This is a genomic window from Gordonia desulfuricans NBRC 100010 (assembly GCF_001485495.1).
In the GTDB taxonomy this organism is placed as follows: Bacteria; Actinomycetota; Actinomycetes; order Mycobacteriales; family Mycobacteriaceae; genus Gordonia; species Gordonia desulfuricans.
Genome location: NZ_BCNF01000116.1, coordinates 1 through 15,325 on the forward strand (window position 1 = coordinate 1; position 15,325 = coordinate 15,325).

General features: G+C 67.8%; 24 protein-coding genes and 2 tRNA genes. 4 read left to right on the forward strand and 22 right to left on the reverse strand.

What is annotated here, in order from left to right; genetic code table 11:
- Window positions 1-261 precede the first annotated feature (261 nt).
- The 6 genes from GD1_RS17965 to GD1_RS24800 form a co-directional block, all read right to left on the reverse strand.
- The gene (locus GD1_RS17965; RefSeq protein ID WP_157079539.1) at window positions 262-933 is read right to left on the reverse strand and encodes a hypothetical protein; all 672 of its coding nucleotides are present in this window, start codon (window positions 931-933) and stop codon (window positions 262-264) included.
- Complete coding sequence (locus tag GD1_RS17970) at window positions 930-1,505, reverse strand: exonuclease domain-containing protein (RefSeq protein WP_059038637.1); 576 nt, start codon at window positions 1,503-1,505, stop codon at window positions 930-932. The genes GD1_RS17965 and GD1_RS17970 overlap by 4 nt, the downstream gene beginning before the upstream one ends.
- Complete coding sequence (locus GD1_RS17975; protein WP_059038638.1) at window positions 1,502-1,702, reverse strand: hypothetical protein; 201 nt, start codon at window positions 1,700-1,702, stop codon at window positions 1,502-1,504. Before GD1_RS17975 ends, GD1_RS17970 begins: the two co-directional genes overlap by 4 nt.
- Before the next feature lie 3 nt (window positions 1,703-1,705).
- Entirely contained in the window at window positions 1,706-1,888 is a 183-nt protein-coding gene (locus GD1_RS17980; RefSeq protein WP_157079540.1) for a hypothetical protein, read from the reverse strand.
- Window positions 1,889-1,965: 77 nt separating this feature from the next.
- Window positions 1,966-2,358 (reverse strand): hypothetical protein, encoded by a 393-nt coding sequence (locus GD1_RS17985; protein ID WP_157079541.1) that lies wholly within the window; start codon window positions 2,356-2,358, stop codon window positions 1,966-1,968.
- 174 nt (window positions 2,359-2,532) lie between these two features.
- The gene (locus GD1_RS24800; RefSeq protein WP_307190355.1) at window positions 2,533-3,756 is read right to left on the reverse strand and encodes an HNH endonuclease; all 1,224 of its coding nucleotides are present in this window, start codon (window positions 3,754-3,756) and stop codon (window positions 2,533-2,535) included.
- On the opposite strand from GD1_RS24800, the gene GD1_RS24805 reads away from it, so the two are divergent.
- Window positions 3,664-3,930 carry a hypothetical protein gene (locus tag GD1_RS24805; RefSeq protein ID WP_157079543.1) on the forward strand — a complete coding sequence of 89 codons (267 nt, stop codon included), beginning with the start codon at window positions 3,664-3,666 and terminating at the stop codon, window positions 3,928-3,930. The two genes, GD1_RS24800 and GD1_RS24805, sit on opposite strands and share 93 nt — an antisense overlap.
- Before the next feature lie 293 nt (window positions 3,931-4,223).
- On the opposite strand, the gene GD1_RS18005 is transcribed toward GD1_RS24805, so the two are convergent.
- The 13 genes from GD1_RS18005 to GD1_RS24395 form a co-directional block, all read right to left on the reverse strand.
- A complete protein-coding gene (locus tag GD1_RS18005; RefSeq protein WP_169798200.1) occupies window positions 4,224-4,955 on the reverse strand; it encodes a helix-turn-helix domain-containing protein in 732 nt (243 codons plus the stop codon).
- Window positions 4,956-5,074: 119 nt separating this feature from the next.
- Entirely contained in the window at window positions 5,075-5,722 is a 648-nt protein-coding gene (locus GD1_RS18010; protein WP_059038645.1) for a hypothetical protein, read from the reverse strand.
- Entirely contained in the window at window positions 5,719-6,048 is a 330-nt protein-coding gene (locus GD1_RS18015; RefSeq protein WP_059038646.1) for a hypothetical protein, read from the reverse strand. Before GD1_RS18015 ends, GD1_RS18010 begins: the two co-directional genes overlap by 4 nt.
- A complete protein-coding gene (locus GD1_RS18020; RefSeq protein WP_162128857.1) occupies window positions 6,045-7,067 on the reverse strand; it encodes a DNA translocase FtsK in 1,023 nt (340 codons plus the stop codon). Before GD1_RS18020 ends, GD1_RS18015 begins: the two co-directional genes overlap by 4 nt.
- A 147-nt stretch (window positions 7,068-7,214) precedes the next feature.
- Window positions 7,215-8,687: a ParB/RepB/Spo0J family partition protein gene (locus tag GD1_RS18025; protein WP_059039031.1), complete on the reverse strand. Its 1,473-nt coding sequence runs from the start codon at window positions 8,685-8,687 to the stop codon at window positions 7,215-7,217.
- Window positions 8,684-8,998, reverse strand: a complete 315-nt coding sequence (locus GD1_RS25055; RefSeq protein WP_059039032.1) for a hypothetical protein — start codon at window positions 8,996-8,998, stop codon at window positions 8,684-8,686. Before GD1_RS25055 ends, GD1_RS18025 begins: the two co-directional genes overlap by 4 nt.
- The gene (locus GD1_RS25060; RefSeq protein ID WP_059039033.1) at window positions 8,995-9,327 is read right to left on the reverse strand and encodes a hypothetical protein; all 333 of its coding nucleotides are present in this window, start codon (window positions 9,325-9,327) and stop codon (window positions 8,995-8,997) included. Before GD1_RS25060 ends, GD1_RS25055 begins: the two co-directional genes overlap by 4 nt.
- Window positions 9,327-9,788 carry a hypothetical protein gene (locus tag GD1_RS18040; RefSeq protein WP_059039034.1) on the reverse strand — a complete coding sequence of 154 codons (462 nt, stop codon included), beginning with the start codon at window positions 9,786-9,788 and terminating at the stop codon, window positions 9,327-9,329. Before GD1_RS18040 ends, GD1_RS25060 begins: the two co-directional genes overlap by 1 nt.
- Window positions 9,781-10,026 (reverse strand): hypothetical protein, encoded by a 246-nt coding sequence (locus GD1_RS18045; RefSeq protein ID WP_059039035.1) that lies wholly within the window; start codon window positions 10,024-10,026, stop codon window positions 9,781-9,783. The genes GD1_RS18040 and GD1_RS18045 overlap by 8 nt, the downstream gene beginning before the upstream one ends.
- 21 nt (window positions 10,027-10,047) lie before the next feature.
- On the reverse strand, window positions 10,048-10,857 hold the full coding sequence (locus tag GD1_RS18050) for a DUF6551 family protein (RefSeq protein ID WP_059039036.1): 810 nt from the start codon (window positions 10,855-10,857) through the stop codon (window positions 10,048-10,050).
- 28 nt (window positions 10,858-10,885) lie between these two features.
- Window positions 10,886-11,092: a hypothetical protein gene (locus tag GD1_RS18055; protein WP_157079544.1), complete on the reverse strand. Its 207-nt coding sequence runs from the start codon at window positions 11,090-11,092 to the stop codon at window positions 10,886-10,888.
- On the reverse strand, window positions 11,089-11,478 hold the full coding sequence (locus GD1_RS18060; RefSeq protein ID WP_059039038.1) for a hypothetical protein: 390 nt from the start codon (window positions 11,476-11,478) through the stop codon (window positions 11,089-11,091). Before GD1_RS18060 ends, GD1_RS18055 begins: the two co-directional genes overlap by 4 nt.
- Entirely contained in the window at window positions 11,475-11,693 is a 219-nt protein-coding gene (locus GD1_RS24395; protein WP_083534360.1) for a helix-turn-helix domain-containing protein, read from the reverse strand. The genes GD1_RS18060 and GD1_RS24395 overlap by 4 nt, the downstream gene beginning before the upstream one ends.
- A 253-nt stretch (window positions 11,694-11,946) precedes the next feature.
- Between GD1_RS24395 and GD1_RS24400 the strand changes: the two genes are divergently transcribed.
- Complete coding sequence (locus GD1_RS24400; protein ID WP_238403990.1) at window positions 11,947-12,201, forward strand: helix-turn-helix domain-containing protein; 255 nt, start codon at window positions 11,947-11,949, stop codon at window positions 12,199-12,201.
- Here the strand turns inward: GD1_RS24400 and GD1_RS18070 are convergent.
- Together GD1_RS18070 and GD1_RS18075 are read right to left on the reverse strand one after the other, a co-directional pair.
- Window positions 12,160-12,232 (reverse strand) — tRNA-Arg (locus tag GD1_RS18070). The genes GD1_RS24400 and GD1_RS18070 overlap by 42 nt on opposite strands.
- A 38-nt stretch (window positions 12,233-12,270) precedes the next feature.
- Window positions 12,271-12,362: transfer RNA gene (locus GD1_RS18075), tRNA-Ser, on the reverse strand.
- A gap of 156 nt (window positions 12,363-12,518) precedes the next feature.
- On the opposite strand from GD1_RS18075, the gene hisC reads away from it, so the two are divergent.
- Complete coding sequence (gene hisC, locus GD1_RS18080) at window positions 12,519-13,583, forward strand: histidinol-phosphate transaminase (RefSeq protein WP_020789696.1); 1,065 nt, start codon at window positions 12,519-12,521, stop codon at window positions 13,581-13,583.
- A gap of 90 nt (window positions 13,584-13,673) precedes the next feature.
- Here the strand turns inward: hisC and GD1_RS18085 are convergent, their stop codons facing one another.
- A complete protein-coding gene (locus tag GD1_RS18085; RefSeq protein WP_059039040.1) occupies window positions 13,674-14,672 on the reverse strand; it encodes an alpha/beta hydrolase in 999 nt (332 codons plus the stop codon).
- A gap of 131 nt (window positions 14,673-14,803) precedes the next feature.
- Between GD1_RS18085 and GD1_RS18090 the strand changes: the two genes are divergently transcribed.
- On the forward strand, window positions 14,804-15,304 hold the full coding sequence (locus GD1_RS18090; RefSeq protein WP_059039041.1) for an acyl-CoA thioesterase: 501 nt from the start codon (window positions 14,804-14,806) through the stop codon (window positions 15,302-15,304).
- The last annotated feature ends 21 nt before the right edge of the window (window positions 15,305-15,325 follow it).

Genomic DNA, 15,325 nt, shown 5'->3' on the forward strand with positions numbered 1-15,325 from the left:
CCCAGCTTGTGTGTGCGTCCATCGAGCCCGCGATAGCCGCGGTTGGCCCAGGCTCTGATCGTTACGGTCGTGACCTGACACAGACCAGCCGCCTCACTCGCAGTGATCAGGCTGTGCACACCATCGGGTGCGAGGACCGAAAGCTGGGTCATCCCTCTCCTCCAACGACAGAACCCCCGCGCGAATGACGTGGGGGTTCTGGGCATACGGGTACCGCTGCACCCATGATACGTGTATCGACCGACATCGCCACCTCGCCCCTCATTCGCGTGTCGCCTGTGCATCGGGCAACGTCTCGAGCATCACCCGCACGAGGAAGTCGTAGTGGCTGTCCTTGGCCGTGTACCCGCACGCACCGCACACGATCCAGTCCTGGCCGCGCATACCCGCCGACCGCTCGAGTGTGCGCAGCCCGCAGTCGGAGTTCGGGCATGGGATCGGCAGCATGTACCTCGCCTTGTTCCCGCCTGTGCGAGCACGGATCTCGCGGTGCAGTGACCACAGCTCATCGAGAGCCTCGTCGGCCACCAGCCAGTCGTAGTACTCCCGCCACGGCACCGGCACCTCCGAAGCTGGGCACCACTGGCCCTGCTCGAGGATCCACTCGAGACGCGGCTCGAGATACCTCCACGCCGCGACGACCGCCCGCTGCTCCCCTCGTCGGCCGGCGATCGCCACCGGCAGCGGACGACGCTCGGCACGCACCTCGGCCACGAGGTCGTGCCAGCCCCACAACAGATCGGCGATCCGGGCACACTGATCCGAGGCCCACTCTGCAGGATGGCCGTACACCTTCATGTTCGACGTGCGCCCACCTCCACCACCACCTGTCGGCTGCGGCATCGCGGCGTTCAGGTGGAGCCAGTCCAGGGCGAGGTCATAGAGCACCCGCTGCAGCGAGCGCGCTGAGGTACGGCGTGATTGCGGTTTCATTCTTCCGACGCCGCCCACGCCGTCAGGGACAGCGCATCGAACCAGTCCCGTGCCCACAGCACGTCACCCATCGCGGTGTGCCGCGCGTACCGCGGCGTGCCGTCCTCCTCACGCGTCGGGGCTCCCACACGCGCAGCCAGGTCATCCGAGCGATACGGCAGCTCGACCTCATGCCCATGGGCCAGCAGCACGCCGATCGTGACCGCCGGGAGATCGATCAGGTGGTAGTGCCACGGCGGCGCCTCCGAGACCCACGCGTCCACGTACAGACGCTCGAGCATCTGGGCGTCGAATGCTGGGTTCACCCCGACGATGTGTGGGCGACCGGAGAGGAACTCGGTGAGGGCCGACGCCGCGGCCGTATGCGGCAATGCGCCCGACCGGTCGAACCTGCGGTCGTAGTCCTCACGGAACTTCGGAGGTGGGCTACCCGCGTGCTGGACCTGGATGTGCAGCTTGCTCTCTCGGCCCGCCATGTCCCGGCGGATCGCTGCGACCTCCCACACCCGGTCATAGCAGTCCAGGCCGGTGGTCTCGGTGTCGAGGAACACGACGTCTCCCGTGATCGTCATCGGACCCCGTCCTCACCATGGGTGCGGGTCCGGAAGATCAGCCCAGTGAGGAGTGCGGCGATGTCCGCCGCGACGACGGACATCGCGACGATCTGGAGCCAGAGGGGCGGTTCGGCGCCGACAGCCATGGTGAGGAACACCCCGCCGGCTACGCCGATGATCCAGAGACGCCAGAGGCGGAAGGGCGGAGTCGCCATGGGTCACTTGTCCTTTCGCCATGCGGCGGCGTGCGGGCACGTCGCGAAGTGTGAGAGGTAGAGCGGTTGGCCGGCGGCACGCATGGCCGCTGCCTTGTTGTGGGTCAGCACCACCAGTCGAGGGCCGTCGGCCGCGTCGTACCGCGACACGTTGCCGAGGCCGGAGGGTTCAGCGTCGATCGGCATCGCCTTCCGGCTGGACACGTTTGTGCCCCAAACGATCTCGACACCGCACGACCGACACACATCGGGCGCATCTGTTGTCACCATTCGTCGTCCTCCACCCGGCCGGTCGTGAGCACCGTCCATGCGGTGTCGACGCGGTATCGCGCCTCCTTCCACGCCTGCCGTAGCCGGTACCGGCATGTGCGCTCATACGCCTTACGGGCCGCCAACTCCTCAGCGCGACGCCGTGCCTCGGCCGCCCTCTCCTCGAGGTAGGCGTCGACGGCCTCCTCGCGGTATCCGCACGACAGCAACCACTCCCGGTCTGTGGGGCGAGGCGTCATGGTGAAGATTGGGACGCCCTCGCGGTATTCGACGGCGTGCGTGGCGGCGGGACGACGCGAGTAGTCGTAGCCGAGCGCGACCTTCTCCGCGGTCGCCCGCTCGTGCCCCCGTTGCACCAGGTACTCGAGATTGGACAGATTGGACACTGGCTCCTCGAGCCCGGGGGTCCTCCATCCGACAGGCCTCGTACTCCTCATGAGGTCCCGCAGCGCCGACAGCTCGGCGAGCGTGTAACCGTCAGCCACGGTCGTCTCCTGCCCAATCGTCCTGATCGTGGTCGTCGTACACCCGGAGGTCGTCCGGGTCGGAAGGTGTGCGGTTCACTTTCGGTCCTGTTCTCGGCCGCACTGCTGGCACGGCTCGGGTCGATGGTGTGTGGGGCAATCGGTTTCGGTCACTGGCGACGGCGGACCATGCCACCCGTGCCACGGAGATCCCTGGCCGCCCGCCGGGGCCTGGACCCCAGGCGGAGGGAGACCAGCGTCAAGGACCTCGGGAGGGAGATCACCTGCAGGCCTACGGGAGGACCCCCCACGAGACCTCCTACGCCGACGACGCCGACCACCCGCAGGAGTCTCACGTTGAGCAACAGGCAGGGGTAACCCCAAAGAGGAACCCTCACCCTGACCCTGCCCCTGACCCTGGCCAGGCCCGCGTCCGCGCGGGACAGCTGGACCAGGCTGGTCCGGGGGTGGTACCAGCGTGGTCTCGGCATGGTCTGGTGCGTGGTCCGAGGGCGGTCGGGCGCCGGTGGTGACAGGTGTGACCGGCCGCGCACGGTGCAACGTCTGCACCGTGGGCCTATCCGCACCTGCACCTACCTGCGCCCGACCGTTCTCGGGCCGACCAGCAGAGTCCGACACCTCTGTGGGGCCGGCGAATCCGGACGCCTCGGCGCCGTCGGTCGGGGGCATCTCGCCGCGGGAGCTACCCGCGGCGGGCCACACGTCAACCTGACGAGTCGAGACCGGTTCACCGTTACCCCTCCGGCCGGCGGATCCGGGCGCCCCCGTCGGGGCCGGTCCACCGTCACACGGTTGAGATGTCGGTTGGGGCGTCGGACGTGGCGGTGGCAGCAGCGTCATGCCGGCCTCTCGCGGCGTCCGATTCCCCTTCTGCTGGTTGCACGGACCACATGCCAGGACAACGTTGGAGATGCCCGCAGCCTTCCGCGGGTCGACGTGGTCGAGGTGTGGCTTCTTCTGGGATCGGGTGTCTTTGCGTTTGAGTTCGACGCCGCAGTAGCGGCAGCGGCCGATCGTCGGATTGTCCGGGTCGATACAGTCGCGGGCCCACACCTGGGCGACGAGCTTCGGATCCTTGAGTTCCTGCCGTTTGGCCTTGTTCACCGTGGCCTGTTTCGCCGGGGTGTACCCCATTGCGAACCAGTCGTGGTACAGCCAGTGTCCGTGCGGGACAGGCGGGCAGCGGTCGCAGTCATGACCCGGGGCATGCCACAGGCCGACGGCGACCAGGTGTCGAGCGAGGAGATCCGCGATCTGCGGGTTGAGGACCGTACGCACGAGATCAGCGCGGGACACCATGCCATCTGTGCCGCCACCCAGGACCTGGGCTTGAGCACCGGCAAGAGTCCACGCCCCGATCGCGGCGAGGCCCTCGAGGTCACCGTCCAACGCGGGCTCAACCAGGCGACGCGTCTTAATCGACTGCGGCAGCTGGTCATCGACCTGGAAGAACGGCAACGGGAATCTCCTTGAGACACAACAACGGATCACACATCAGACACCCCGACAGACTTGGGGGCGAGCGGGAAGAACTGGTGCGGTGCGGCGCCATCAGGTTCCACCTCGCGCTATGTATGCGGTGCACTCGCACCGAATCTCGGATGTGATGCCCGCTTGGTCTGGGGCGATGTCGGTGACTGCACCGCAGGGGAACCGGCCGAGGAGGTCGCCCTCGTGGTCGGTGGCGGCATGTCCGCACCGGCACGCTGCGGCCGACGACGCGGTCGCGATCTTCACGCGGTGCACGGCACGAGCACTGTCGGTCATCAGACCTCCTGCATCTCCTGCATGGTCTTGCGGTAGCGGTCTACCGTGCGCTGGGTGACGCGCAGTCTCTGGGCGATGTCGGCGGCGGACAGGCCATCGCGGGTGAGTTTGGCGGCCTCTGCGCGGCGGGCTGCGACCTTCTCGGCCTCGTTCCGTCGGGTGCCGTCGCTGCGCTCGTAATCGCGGCGGCGTGACCTCGTCGTCGTCTGCTCCGGGTCGTCGATGAGGTCCTCGTCCCAGTCGAGCGGGAGTGGCCACCCCTTCTTCGCGCCGCGCGCACGTGCTGCCTCGTTGGTGCCGGGCACCATCTGCAGCTGGCCGAACAGTGCGGCCACCTGGCGGGCTCGCCGCGCGGTGATCTGTTGGGTCTTGCCGGTGAACAGTCCACTCACGTCTCCGTCCCACGCCCAGCCGAGGCGGGCGGCGAGATTGCGCTCGGTGTAGCCGTAGCCTGCGAGGGATTGGAGGCGGCGGATGGTGCCGAACGCCGGCACCAGGCAGTCGTCGGGGGTGGTGGCGAGGTCGACCCGTTCGGGTACAGCCACCGAGGTCAGCCGCTCCGCTGTCGCTTTGGCGACCTGACGGTACGGGCCGCGTCCCTTGCATGGCTGGCCGTACAGCAGTGCCGAGACGGTGCTGCCAGAGATTCCGGCGAGGTGGGCGATCCGCGCGATACTCAGGCCCGCCTCACGCAGCCGGTCTACGTGTTCGCGGACTGGTTGGGCATCCACACGGTCAGGCTCCCACGTCCCACTGCCGATGCGACGCAGGCGAATCCGGTCGTAGCAGGTGATGCACATGCCGCGGGCATGTTCCTCGTGGGGGCATCCGGTCTGGTTGCACTGCTTCATCACACGCCCCACTCGATGATCGCTCGGTTGATCCGGTCCTGGGCACGGTGGCGGTCCCCGCCATGCCCGCGGGGATGCTGGCAGGGGATGCCCGTGTCCGGCTCGGGGTACCCGCAGGCCCCGAAGACTGCGTCAGCGCGGGCCCGTAACTGCTCAAGCTCAAGCCATGCCTCGTTGCGTTGCTGAGTGACTTGTGCGAGCTCGACAGCCAGCTCTTCTTTGCCCCACTTGATTCGACGGATTCGATGCTCGGCCTCGCCGAGGGTGAGGTCCGCTCCCCCGGGCTGGACGCCGAGTTCGGCGCCGATCCCGTTGCGCCAGGCCTGTGCGGCAGCCTCGGTGCGGTAGAGCACGCTATCCAGTTCCCTCGTGAGCCGGTCGATCTCGGCGCGCAGCGACGAATGGTCGGCCTCGAGGGTCTCGTACCGGCGAGCTGTCGCACGCTCACGGTCACGCAGGCGTTCGCGGTCAGCCTCGGTCTCGCGCAGCTCGACCTCGAGTCGTGCCACCTGCGCGAGGGCCATCTCAGCGGCGGTGGCGAGAACGACGACGAGCAGCTTGTTGGTGTCGCCGTCGACGAGCAGATCGTTCAGATCGTTGCCCGTGTCGTCAGCGGCTGCGGCGGGCCGGTGATCGGGAGACGTCATGACGCCACCGCCTCGGTGTCGACGCCGTGCTGGACCAGGGGCCGGGGGATCTCGTACTCGACGATCACACCGTCAGGGACGGGGCCGATCTCAACGCTGTCGCCCTCGGACCAGGCCTCGGCGGGCACGATCCACACCTGGACACGGTGGGCGCCGTTGGGGCCGTGGACTGTTCGCGGGCCGACGTACTCGAGGCTGATCGGTACGGCGGTCGGGATGAGTCCCATGACCTCGCGGCCGGTGTCGGGGTCGGTGCCCTTAGTCGGGAGGGCCACGCCGGCGCCGTGGCGGACACGGGCCCAGGTGGGTTGATTCTGATTGGTCATTTATCACCTGCTGTGTGCTGGTCGAGTTGAGCCAGAGCCCCCTCGACATCGGTAGCTGAGAACAGGACCTTGCGAGCCCGTGAGCCCTGCTTCGGTCCGACGACACCCGCCAGTTCGAGCTGGTTGAGGATGCGTTCGGCCTTCTTGTAGCCGATGCCGAGTCGGCGTTGGAGCATCGCCGCCGACCCGAACTGGACGGCGACCACGATCTCCGCTGCCGCGCGACGGACCTCATCGTCGTTCTCAGCCCCCCTGCCGACGATCTCGTCCAGCTCGACGACCTTGGTCACCGAGGGGACGGGTAGCCGCCGCTGCCATGCCGCCTGATCGGCCTGGTACGAGTCCTCAGCGGGACCGAGGTTGACCGGCATCACCAGGCCCAAGAACGAGTCACCACAGCGCGCAATGATCGGGGCCCGCTCAGCACCCGGCGTGGACAACACCAGCGGCTCATCGCCGTACACCCGGGCGGCGGTCTTCAACCGCGCCAACAACTCCCCCGACACACCGAACAGGTCGAGCTGCCCTGACGGCTTCTCGAGGTGGGTGGCGAACAGCTGCGGCAGATCCGGGAAGTTCTCGTGCGGGGTGAGTGCCGGCAGGTCGAGGACCTCGCCACTGATCATCCCCGACACATCAGTGATCCGGACCGTCAACGAGGACGTCTCCGGGCGATCACCTTCGGCGATGGTTCGCTTCTCCAGCAGCTCGACCCGCAGCTGCCACTCCGGCGCATCGGCCTTGTCCTTGCCCGCGGTGAACACCGCGAGGATCTTCGCGATGTCAGGCAGGCCAAGATCGATCACACCATCGACGACCGGCGTTAGCGGCGAGGTCTCCCACACCGACACCAGACCGAGTGCGGCGGTGAACCGGTCCGTCGCCGACACAGTCACGTTCTCGCTGTCCACGTAGCAGCGGACGCGACAGATCGCCGGCAGAACCTCATCGCGGCACGCGTTCGGCGCTACGGCCCGCAGTGCGCGCCGGAAGTCATTGGTGCCCACCGTGAACGACATCAGCGGCATCATCGGACACCTCGAACAGTTCGCGTTGCCCCGGCGTCCGTGGATGCTGCCCACTCGTCTTCGCGTCGTTGACCCACCGATAGATCTGCGCGCGACGCTTCACCGGCAACGAATGCCACCAATCGTCGGGATCCACGATCAGTCCTCGCCATCGGACTCACCACCGTCAGCCTTGGCGTCGTCGTCGGCGAGCTCGATCAGCTTGGCGCGCTGTGCGATCTCGGTGTCCGACAGCACGTGCCCCAGGCGCTCGAGGAGGTCCAGCCAGCCGATGGCGGCTCGGAGCTGCAGCGTCGACAGGTACCCGACCCCGTGGGGGTGGGCTATGTTCGCGTCGGTTTCCAACGCGACGGTCACCCAGACGAGGGCACGCAGGAGAGCCGCCGGTGTCGCGATCGCCATCCACGGGCGAGGATCACCACCGAACAGATTGTCCAGAGCCGCGAACGAGATCTCGACGTAGTCGGGATGCCCCTCGGAGTCGTAAGGCGCGTACTGGGCGAGGAACTGGCCCCACTCGCGTGTCGACTCGAGGGTGCCGTTCTTGATCTGGTCGGCGACGAACTGGCGACGCACCTTCGTTGCCAGCTCACACTCATGCCTGGCGCGCTGGTAGTCCTGCTCTGTGGTGAAGACATCGTCGTCCTCGCCGTCGTGATCCTCGTCCTCGTCGGCGATCTCGGGGGCGTGAGTATCGATGGCCTCCGGGGTGGCGGTGCCCGGGCGGGGCGGGGCCGCGGTGTGAATGATCAGCACCTCTTTGGACGACTTGCCGGCCCCGACGATCGCGATCGGGTGCTGCGCGATGTGGACGAGCGAGACCGACTCAGGGTCCTTCGCCAGGGTCACGTCGTCGCCGCGGCGCTCATGCCACGGCACCTCGAATGTGAGTATCCGGCCGAACTTCTCGGTGGCCTCGCGGCGGCGCGTCCGGTGTGTCTCCCAGTCGGTGACGACCTCGATGCCCTCGGCCTCGACCTGCTTGCGCACCTTCTTCTGCCGGGCGCGTTCTGCCTCGCGGTCGGTGACGGCCTGCTTGGCGACACCCCAGTTGCGGGTGCCCAGTGCGCGCTCGAGTTCGTCGGCGTCGTTTTCGTCGGTCGAGTGTTCGGCGATGAACACGGCGTCGGTGAGGGTGATGGAGTGCTCGGTGATCTTGGCGCGCACCTTCTCCGGGAGCTTGGCGACCTTGGCGCGCTGGCGGACCTTGGCCAGGGACATGCCGGTGCGGTCGGCGATGCGCCGCGGATTGTCGCCGAGGTCGAGGAGCAGCTGCACGCCGCCGGCCTCTTCGATCGCGGTCAGGTCGCTGCGCTGGCCGTTCTCGACCATCATCACGGCGATCTGGTCGGCCTCGTCGGTGAGGTCGTGACGGATCACGCATGGCACGGTGTCGACGTCGGCGAGGGTTGCGGCGGCGTGTCGGCGGTGGCCGGCGATGATGACGTACCGGTCGGGTTGGCCGTTCGGCACGACCACGAGAGGCTGCAGGACACCCTTCGCGCGGACACTGTCGGCGAGATCGGTGACGTCACCGACAGCCGCGCGGATGTTGTGCTTGTGCGGGACGAGCTGGGACGGCTTCAGCAGCACCTGTTCGATCGCGGTCATCGGACACCTCGGATCTGGTTGATGCGACGCGACTTCCGGGCGACGCGGTTCTTCGCGCGGCGGCGGTCGACCTGGGCGCGACGCGGGTCCGGGATGACGGTCTCGACGGACCGCGGGGCCAGACCCAGCTGGTCGGAGCAGGTCGTGGAGTGCAGTGTCTCGACCACGACCCGGTCCTTGCTGTACCCCTGGTAGACGGCTCCGCGGGGCTTGCGCTGCAGGCCGTGGAGGATGGCGCGCTCGAACTCGGTGGGCACTCGGTAGGTGCTGTCGGTGGACGGCGCCACCTTGATCGGGTTGATCAGTCTCATCGTCGACTCCTTGTCTGGGTGGGGATTTCGTGACCGGCGGGCCGCGGGTTCGGGCGGCGCCGGGCGGAGCAGGTAGTGGAATGCAGGGTGAACAGCAGCTCGCGGTCAGCGACGGCAGCGGCGAGGTCGCGGCCGGTGAGGCGTTTGCCCCACACGATCTGCCGACCGGGGTGTTCGGCGTCGCCGGTGATGAGCTTGCGGATCGTGCCGAGGTCATCGGATGACGAGTCGACGCACAGCCAGCGTTCCTCGGTCTGGTTTGCGTTGCGCCACCACAGGATCGGCTGCTCGCAGTCGCGGCAGTGCAGTGGTGCGCGGTCCCGTCCCATCACGGTGCCTCGAGGTCGATCATGTCGAGGAGCGTTGCGATCGCAGCCAGCTCAGCCTCGCGGCGCACCTGCGGGACGTCGAGGAACGCGGCCCGGTCGCAGGGCTCGGACACGCCGACCGCTCGCAGGTTGCCCTGGCGGACACGCGGCGGGAGCGCGAACAGGGGGCCGCCGATCTCGCGGGCCTCGGCGCGAACCCGGAACTGCTGCAATGATGTCGACGCCGGATCGGTATCGACGAGCTCGCGGCCCTCGGTGTCGGTGACGGTGAGGATCAGACGCATCCGCCGGTGGCGGAGTAGGTCGATCGCGGCGTGGACCTGCAGCGCGTGCGCCCACTCGTCACCGAGGCTGGTATCGGAGATCTCGTGGACGGCGGCGCGGTGGCGGGCCCGTGACCAATCGTCGCTGAGTCGGTCCGTAGTCGGCGGTACCAGGCGCAAGCTCCGGGACTCATCCATGACGACCACCGAGCACCCGAGCCTGGGTCCGACGACGATTCTCGGCTGCGAGGTCCCGTGTCAGGCTCGCGCTATCGGTCGCGATGGAATGGACGGACTCGGTGGGGCGTGCAGCGCGGCGACGGCGGCGACGGCGGCCGCGAATGATCGCGTCGAGCTGGATGATGAGCGACGCGATACCGAGCACGACGATGAAGGCGATCGCGCAGGTCTCGATGAATCCGTAGGGCAAGAACATGGTGGGCTCCTGGAGAGGGGGTCAGGCGGCGTTGAGTGGGGGTGCGAGTTTGGTGCGGCCGGCACGGTTGTAGGCGGCGACCGCGGCGGCGGTGACGAGCATCGGAATCCCGGTCGTCGGATAGGACGCCTTGAGCTCGTGAGCGCGGGCAATGAGCTGACGCGGTGTCAGGTCAGACATGGCGTCGGCGAGACGCCCGGTGTCGAGGTCGTCGGCGTAGTCGAACAGGGTCAGGCCGATGCCCTTGATGACCGCGGCGTTGTACCGCTGCGGTTGTCCTGGCCACACGTCGTCGATCAGCTCGAGCGTGTCGTGGATGGTCTCGGGGATGCGGCGGCCGTAGAGGAACTCGAGGGCCGCGCAGCACTGCAGATGGTTGTCACCGGCACTCTGCTCCACCCTGAGGCCCAGGCTGGCGGCGATCCGCTCAACCTCGACGACAACCTGGTCCCCGGCCTGGCGGCGGGCCTTCCACCGATCCCACGTCGACAACGACTTCGTGCGACGGTCGCTGTCCCAGAACAGCTTTGCCTCTTCCTCGACCGTGAGTCCGGTGTGCACGTTGCACGCCAGCGACATCTGCGGATCCCGGAGGACAGCAGCCTTCCACCGGTGCTGGCCGTTGATGACGGCGTACCGAGGTGACAGATGGTGAGTGTCGGGGCCACGATCGGCCACATCGATCACACCGACCAGCCGCGGGTCCCATGTCTGCGACATGAACCGGGCCCGGTTGGTGTCCAGCTCACGCTGGTAGGCCGGATCGGTGAACAGCTGAGAGACCGGCAACGCAGTCACGTACGTGCCTTTGGTGGTGTCGGGAGTCGACATGGGGATACCTCGGGGTGAGAGTTGACGGTCAGGAAGAGTGCGGGGGCACCCAGTTCGATCGGATCCGCGCGGCGGCGGCACGTATCCCCGCGCTGTACGCGGCGAAGACCTCGGAGAGGGACGGGCCGCGAGTCGCGCGGCGCCAGGCCACGATCGCGTCGACGTCGATGTCGCACACCGCCTCGACGACGAGGGGCTCGGCCGCGACGTCCGGGCCGTCGTCCGCCGGCATCACGCGGCCACCGCCAGCAGTGTGATCAGGACCGCGATCAGCGCGATCTGGGTGACGAGAACGAGTGCGAGCAGCCAGGCCCGCATCACCCTCACGCCCGCCTCGTCAGCCCGGAGGTCAGCCCCGACGAGAGGCGCTTCCCCACGCCCCCCGTCGGGAGTCTCTGTGTCGCAACCGAGGACGGGCAGACGGTCGAGATCCGGGCACAGGTCGTCCGAGGACACCCAGCGGCCCCCGATGATCCCCGGGCCGGCGACGAGGTAATCGCCCTCCGGATCGGGTCCGCCCATGACCATCACGACGCGGCCAACCATCTGGCCGCCGGTGTAACGCTTCTGGTCCGACATCACGAGGACCCGCTCACCGAAGCCGAACTCCGGGGAGTTCATGCGCGAGCCCGTGCGTGAGCCTCGCGCCGTTCGGCTGCGAGGACGTCCACTGCGGCTTCGTCGATGAGGTACGCGCCCGTTCGGCCCGGCAGCTTCTCGGCGGGGAGTTTCCCGTCGCGGACGTATCGCTGCACGGTGACCGTTCGGACCCCGAGGCGCTTAGCTGCCTGCAGCGTCGTCAGACGCTGTGTCGGCTGGGGTGCTGTTTGCGGCATGTTCGACACACTGCCGTATTTACGTCATCTTGGCAAAATTCGCACCCTCAGCCGATCGGCATCTTCGACGTTGCAGTTACGACAATTCGCTAGTAGTGTGTGGAATTGCGGCGGAGCAGACGACCAGATGAAAAGCAGTCAGAATGTCGTCTCTAGGCACACGACATCCAGGCCGAGACATCAGGGGGAACACGCAATGACCACCGCACACGACCAGGGCGTCATCCCGGTACTCACCGACGCACAGCGACTGATGGTCGCCCGCGAGTACGCGGGGCTGACCCAGGACCAACTGTCGGACGCCCTCGGCGTCTCGATGGCCACCGTGCAGCGCGCCGAGTCCGGCAAGACCAGCCCCCGCCGGCCGACGATCATCGCCTGGGCATTCGCCACCGGCGTCAACCTGGCGTGGCTGGAAACAGGAAAAACCCCCGCCGGCCCTGATGGGCCTGACGGGGGTAACGAGTGCGCCCGTAGGGATTCGAACCCCAAACCTTCTGATCCGTAGTCAGATGCTCTATCCGTTGAGCTACGGGCGCGTAGCTATTCAGTTGTACCGCAGTCGGCCGACCGCGGTTGGCGGAGGCGAGAGGATTTGAACCTCCGGTCCCGTTTTAGCGAGACAACTCATTAGCAGTGAGTCCCATTCGGCCGCTCTGGCACGCCTCCTTAGCGGGGAGTTCGTTGCCGAACTGCCGGATAGAAACTTACACACCGCGCACCAATAGACGCAAATCGGCTGGTCAGGACGACTTTACCGAGCGGCGGTGTCGCGTTCACCCGGCCGCGATCGGCGGCGGTCGCCCGCGGGCCTACAGTTGACGGGTGACCCCGCGCATCCGCCCCGACCTCGACGACCTGCCCGTGTACGTGCCGGGGAAGACCTTCCCCGACGCGGTCAAGCTCGCGAGCAACGAGGTCACCTTCGGGCCGCTGCCCAGCGTGATGGAGGCGATCACCGCCGCCGCGTCCTCGGTCAACCGCTACCCCGACAACGGGATGGTGGAGCTGACCACGGAACTGGCCAAGAACCTCGACGTGAGTCCCGAGGAGATCCAGGTGGGCTGCGGATCGGTGATCCTCTGCCAGAACCTGATCCTGACCACCTGCCGACCCGGCGACGAGGTGCTGTTCGGCTGGCGCTCGTTCGAGACCTACCCCCTGGCGACCCAGCTGATCGGGGCCACCGCGGTACGGGTCCCGCTGACCGCCGACGACGTGCACGACCTGCCCGCGATGGCCCGGGCGATCACCGACCGCACCCGCCTGATCTTCGTGTGCAACCCGAACAACCCCACCGGCACGGTGGCCACCGCAGCGGAACTGCGGGCCTTCCTCGAGCAGGTGCCGGCCGACGTGGTCGTCGCCCTCGACGAGGCGTACTTCGAGTACACCCGCCCCGACGCCGAGCACGCCTACGATTCCCTCGCACTGCATCGCGAGTTCCCGAACCTGGTTGTGCTGCGCACGTTCTCGAAGGCCTATGGGCTGGCGGGGCTGCGCGTCGGCTATGCCGTCGCCGACCCGACGGTGATCACCGCACTCGGCAAGGCGCACGTCCCGTTCTCGGTGAACAGCGTCGCGCAGGCCGCGGCGATCGCCTGCCTGCACGCCCGCGAGGAACTCCTCGCACGCACCGACGCCGTTGCGGCCGAACGGGATCGGGTGATCACGCGGCTACGTGCCGCCGGTTACCGGGTACCCGATTCGCAGGCCAACTTCGTCTGGCTCGACCTCGGTTCACGTGCAATGGATTTCGCACGGGCAGGTGTCGAGGCCGGCGTGGTGGTGCGACCCTTCGACGGCGACGGTGTGCGCGTGACGGTGACCGAGGCCGCCGAGAACGACCAGTTCCTCACCTTTGCCGAGACCTGGGCACAGCAGGCGTAGCCCGCCCACTCCCCCGCCCGCGCGGCACCCGGCGGGACCCCGCCGGGAACCGTTCGGTCCCCGGCGTCGCCGATCGTCGGCAGTGCCGAATCAGTAGTACAGGTGCCGCGAGACCGTCTGCCAGGCGGCGGGTAGGTCCTGCTCCCAGTACCCCCAGGTGTGGGTACCGATCAGACGGAAACCGTCGGTGTAGGGCACGTTGGCCGCACGCATCCGCACCGCGAACTCCAGCGAGCAGCGGTAGGCACCGGCCTCCAGCGCCGACGACGACGCGGTGACCGCCACCGGCGGCCCCTCCTCCGGGTCGATCTTGCGCTGCAGATCCAGCGGACCCACCGCGCCGGAGCCGGCGGAGAGGTAGATGTCCTTACCGCGCAACCGGTCCATGTGCGAACCAGGATCGTGGGCGGTCCATCCGACAGAGCCGAACGGTCCCCACATGTTGGTCGCGTCACCGCCGGAACGGCCGACGGTGGTGCGGACGTAGGCCTCGTTGGCCGGTCCGGTGACCGGCGGACATCCGCTCAGCGATGCCAGTCCCTGGTACAGCTCGGGATGGCGCACGGTGAGCGCGAACGCCGACTGCCCACCCATCGACAGCCCGATCACGGCGTTGCGACCGGAGCCGTTGAAGGTCTTGTCGATCACCGGCGGGAGCTCGGAGGTCAGGAAGGTCTCCCACATCGGCTTGCCGACCTTGGGGTCGGTGCGCTGCCAGTCGGTGTAGAAACTGCTCGCCCCGCCGACCGGCAGGACGACGTTGACGTTCTTGTCGGCGAAGAACCGGCCCGCGTGCCCCTTGGTGATCCAGTCGCTGACCTGCCCCTCGGCACCGGCGCCGTCGAGCATGTAGACCGTCGGGCGAGGGCCGGTGGCACCGACCGGGGTCAGCACCGACACCTTGACCCGCTGACGCATCGCCGGCGAGTACACCCAGATATCGGTCCGCAACGGACTCACGGCCACCCGCTTGGCCACGCGCACGCCTGGTGCGGCGCCGGCGACAGCAGGGTCGAGCGAGCCGGTACCGATCAGCGCCGAGAAACCGACCAATGCCGCGAGCAGCACGGCCATGCGCTTTGACTTCATCCCATCCCCTTCGCGCACGGCGCGCCCCGGGCGCCATGCGACAGTCGTCGACTGCCACACTACTGGCGAGGCCGCCGGACAGACAGTCGGCAGCGCCACTTCACAGGCACCCATCAGGAGCGCGACCGGAGATGACCACACCGACCCCAGATGCGACCCCGTCACAGCGCCCGGACAACTCGACCGGCACCGCAGTCGGCAGCGGCCTGGGAGCAGACGAGTTCGCTTTCACCGCACGGGTTCCCGTGCGGTGGTCGGATATGGATGCATTCGGTCACATCAACCACGCGCGGATGATCACCCTGATGGAGGAGGCCCGCATCCAGTGGCTGCTCTCCGCCGGCGACGAGTATGCACCGCTGATCACCAGCGCGATGATCGTCCACGTCGAGATCCGCTACCAGGCCCAGCTCCGCCACGACGACTCGCCACTGCAGATCGGTATGTGGATCAAGCGATTTCGTTCGGTGGACTTCACCATCGGCTACGAGATCCGGGCCGTCGACGCCGACCGGGCGAGCAAGCCCGCCTGCGTGGCGAGCACCCAGATGGCCGTCGTCGACGTCGAGGCACACACCCTGCGCCGGCTCTCACCGGCCGAGAAGGACCACCTGCGCGCCTGGTCGCGCTGACACCGTCACCGGCGAACCGGG

Excerpts from the sequence above, each read along its gene's own strand:
- GD1_RS18025 (WP_059039031.1), bottom strand. The coding sequence starts at position 8,687 with ATGACCGCGATCGAACAGGTGCTGCTGAAGCCGTCCCAGCTCGTCCCG.
- GD1_RS18010 (WP_059038645.1), bottom strand. The coding sequence starts at position 5,722 with ATGACGTCTCCCGATCACCGGCCCGCCGCAGCCGCTGACGACACGGGC.
- GD1_RS24800 (WP_307190355.1), bottom strand. The coding sequence starts at position 3,756 with ATGGTGTCCCGCGCTGATCTCGTGCGTACGGTCCTCAACCCGCAGATC.
- GD1_RS25055 (WP_059039032.1), bottom strand. The coding sequence starts at position 8,998 with ATGAGACTGATCAACCCGATCAAGGTGGCGCCGTCCACCGACAGCACC.
- GD1_RS17975 (WP_059038638.1), bottom strand. The coding sequence starts at position 1,702 with ATGGCGACTCCGCCCTTCCGCCTCTGGCGTCTCTGGATCATCGGCGTA.
- GD1_RS18090 (WP_059039041.1), top strand. The coding sequence starts at position 14,804 with ATGACCACACCGACCCCAGATGCGACCCCGTCACAGCGCCCGGACAAC.
- GD1_RS18045 (WP_059039035.1), bottom strand. The coding sequence starts at position 10,026 with ATGTTCTTGCCCTACGGATTCATCGAGACCTGCGCGATCGCCTTCATC.
- GD1_RS24805 (WP_157079543.1), top strand. The coding sequence starts at position 3,664 with ATGCCACAGGCCGACGGCGACCAGGTGTCGAGCGAGGAGATCCGCGAT.
- GD1_RS25060 (WP_059039033.1), bottom strand. The coding sequence starts at position 9,327 with ATGGGACGGGACCGCGCACCACTGCACTGCCGCGACTGCGAGCAGCCG.
- GD1_RS18040 (WP_059039034.1), bottom strand. The coding sequence starts at position 9,788 with ATGGATGAGTCCCGGAGCTTGCGCCTGGTACCGCCGACTACGGACCGA.
- GD1_RS18050 (WP_059039036.1), bottom strand. The coding sequence starts at position 10,857 with ATGTCGACTCCCGACACCACCAAAGGCACGTACGTGACTGCGTTGCCG.
- GD1_RS18015 (WP_059038646.1), bottom strand. The coding sequence starts at position 6,048 with ATGACCAATCAGAATCAACCCACCTGGGCCCGTGTCCGCCACGGCGCC.
- GD1_RS24400 (WP_238403990.1), top strand. The coding sequence starts at position 11,947 with ATGGTCGCCCGCGAGTACGCGGGGCTGACCCAGGACCAACTGTCGGAC.
- GD1_RS17980 (WP_157079540.1), bottom strand. The coding sequence starts at position 1,888 with ATGCCGATCGACGCTGAACCCTCCGGCCTCGGCAACGTGTCGCGGTAC.
- GD1_RS18085 (WP_059039040.1), bottom strand. The coding sequence starts at position 14,672 with ATGAAGTCAAAGCGCATGGCCGTGCTGCTCGCGGCATTGGTCGGTTTC.
- GD1_RS18060 (WP_059039038.1), bottom strand. The coding sequence starts at position 11,478 with ATGAACTCCCCGGAGTTCGGCTTCGGTGAGCGGGTCCTCGTGATGTCG.
- GD1_RS18020 (WP_162128857.1), bottom strand. The coding sequence starts at position 7,067 with ATGTCGTTCACGGTGGGCACCAATGACTTCCGGCGCGCACTGCGGGCC.
- GD1_RS17965 (WP_157079539.1), bottom strand. The coding sequence starts at position 933 with ATGAAACCGCAATCACGCCGTACCTCAGCGCGCTCGCTGCAGCGGGTG.
- GD1_RS17970 (WP_059038637.1), bottom strand. The coding sequence starts at position 1,505 with ATGACGATCACGGGAGACGTCGTGTTCCTCGACACCGAGACCACCGGC.
- GD1_RS24395 (WP_083534360.1), bottom strand. The coding sequence starts at position 11,693 with ATGCCGCAAACAGCACCCCAGCCGACACAGCGTCTGACGACGCTGCAG.